Source organism: Candidatus Zixiibacteriota bacterium (assembly GCA_021159005.1).
GTDB lineage: Bacteria > Zixibacteria > MSB-5A5 > UBA10806 > 4484-95 > JAGGSN01.
Genome location: JAGGSN010000120.1, coordinates 1 through 2,484, shown reverse-complemented (window position 1 = coordinate 2,484; position 2,484 = coordinate 1). Strand labels below are relative to the sequence as shown.

Annotated in this window: 4 protein-coding genes; all 4 read left to right on the top strand. The window is 49.1% G+C overall.

The features are described from left to right. Positions 1-663: hypothetical protein (locus J7K40_07855; GenBank protein ID MCD6162312.1), on the top strand; the 663-nt coding region annotated here is incomplete at its 5' end. Positions 664-674: 11 nt separating this feature from the next. Beyond that, positions 675-1,238 carry a hypothetical protein gene (locus J7K40_07850; GenBank protein MCD6162311.1) on the top strand — a complete coding sequence of 188 codons (564 nt, stop codon included), beginning with the start codon at positions 675-677 and terminating at the stop codon, positions 1,236-1,238. A gap of 11 nt (positions 1,239-1,249) precedes the next feature. Then, a complete protein-coding gene (locus J7K40_07845; protein MCD6162310.1) occupies positions 1,250-2,152 on the top strand; it encodes a hypothetical protein in 903 nt (300 codons plus the stop codon). Between the two features lie 14 nt (positions 2,153-2,166). Continuing rightward, positions 2,167-2,388: a hypothetical protein gene (locus tag J7K40_07840; GenBank protein MCD6162309.1), complete on the top strand. Its 222-nt coding sequence runs from the start codon at positions 2,167-2,169 to the stop codon at positions 2,386-2,388. The last annotated feature ends 96 nt before the right edge of the window (positions 2,389-2,484 follow it).

The following is a 2,484-nucleotide window of genomic DNA, read 5'->3' as shown; positions in this document are numbered from 1 at the left end:
CTCTTGGACGAGGCGGACACGGAAGTCCCGGCATACAAGCAGATGTCAATCACACCGCCAGAACTTTCGGAGGCTTACGTCGAGACTTCGCAGAACAGTGCCGGGGATTATGAGATAGAGGCGTGGATCGCCCCGGCCGGTTCAATCCCCGTACTGAGGCTCGGTGTCTATACCCTGCACTTCCAGGCCGAAAGAATTAGCGGAAATATTGACGTGAGGTTATTCTTCAGGCTGTATGAGAGAGACTCCGGAGGAAGCGAGACCCTTATCGCGGAGTCCTCCCTAAGCGACCTGGTTACTGATAGAAGGAACGTTGTGGTCAGCCTTATCCTTGCTCACGATTATGAGCTGAGTGAGGGTAGCAGGCTCGTTTTGAAGGTCTATGCACGCTACCTCTCATCGGGCCCAAGCACGACTGTCAGGCTCTACTACCAGGGCGCGGTAAGGAGCAGGCTTGCAACCCCGATCGCGAAAGAGATCCTCGACACTATCTATGCCGCGAGACTACACGCATCTCAACACGCTAAAGGTGGGATAGATGAGCTGGCACTCAGCATTACTCAAATAATTCCCGACTCAGACTTCGATATGGGCGGTTATAGGATAATAAATGTTGGAGGTATCACACTCACATCTTTGCCCGATTTCACAAACGAAATGTGAGGTGGTGAGAAGTGGGGAAGTGGTTCGTGATATGGGATGATGAAACAAAACTATTAGGTGCAGCATCAAGCTTCAGAAGACATTGGATCAGGGATCTATTCAGCTCTCCGTTCTGGGACAACATTCCAGATAAGCCGTTCAGCAGCCTCGGATCAGAGTTCGCTGTGAGTAACGGAAAGCTGGAGATAGCGGGAATTGATGCGAGCAAGATAACTAGCGGAGTGCTAGATCTAGCAAGAATGCCCAGTCTACCAAGAAGTAAGATTTCAGACCTCTTTGACACTCCATTCTGGGACAATATCCCAGACAAGCCGTTTAGCAGCCTCGGGTCGGAGTTCACCGTCAGTAACGGTCAACTACAGATCGCAGGGATAGATGCCAGTAAGATCATATCTGGTGTCCTCGACGTGGCAAGAATTCCAAATCTATCGAGAAGCAAGATCACTGATTTCTTCTCAGCACCCTTCTGGGACAACATACCCGACAAGCCGAGCCAATTCCCACCAGAACCACACGTTCATGACATTTCAGACATAGTTGTTTCCTCTCTGCCAGACTGGACTAGTGAAATGTAAGGTGATGAGAAGTGGGGAAGTGGTTCGTAATCTGGGATGATGAGCTAAAGCGGTTTGGCGCTGCATCAGCGTTCAGTAGGAGCTGGATCAAAGACCTCTTTAGCTCGCCGTTCTGGGACAACATTCCAGACAAGCCCTCGGTATTCCCCCCAGAAGCCCACGCTTCATCACATGCTAAGGGTGGGGCAGACGAGCTAAGCTTAGATGCGTCCCAGATCACGTCAGGCACTCTCAGTGTAGATAGGATCCCGAGCCTGCCCAGGAGCAAGATTTCAGACTTCTGGAGCACACCGTTCTGGGACAATATTCCGGACAAGCCGAGCACTTTCCCGCCTGAAAGCCATACTCACTCTGTTAGCGATGTAACATTTAATAACTCAGTAATCCCCACCCAGGATAATGCATTTGATATTGGCAGCCATAGCGATAGGTTCAAGAACGGGTGGTTTGCTGGATCATTGGGGCTCGGGGTCATAGCAGATGTTGGGACACAATTATACGTCGACATAATCTATGATGACGCATACAGTCAAGCCTACAGCAATACCTCCGGAACAAGATATCAGGACACAGGGACTTATCAGGACTTCTCAACAACAATTAACTATTACACTGCGAACGGAATAATAACGGGTGTAAAAGTCTCAATTGAGTTCTACAACCCCAACCCGTTCGACATGGAGGATGTCGGGGAATACAGGATATACGAAGATGGCGCCCTAGTCGGCTCGGTTCAAGTTGGAACAGTCCCTGCTAATTCCACAGTAACCAGAATAATAGAGTTCAACACAAAGAAGACTTCCGCAACAATAACTGGAGAGTGGGTTCAGAACGTGGCTGGTTACTTCTGGGTGACGAGGAGAGATATCTTCCTCAGAAAGAGGTTTATCGGGATTAAGGCTGGACAAATTTGATGGGGGGATGAGGAGTGGGGTTTAGGATTGTTGAATACAAGGCAAATGTGAAGGAGGTAGAGAGGCACAAGTTCCCAGACGTGCCAGACCACAGCTTCAGGTGGAGGATAGCAGAACTAAGACAAGAGATTACAGAGACTGGAGAGACAAGAGAATACTTCGTCGTCAAAGAGGAACTTGAGGAGAGTGAGATACTAAAGATCAAAGACTACGTCGAAATTATTTCGGTCAGGTGACCTGAATGCGGATAACAAAAGAATATATCATCGAGAACATAAAGAAGAAGTTCTGGGCCAGGCTCAGCCTCCTCTCCTTCATCTTAGCGGTCTGGC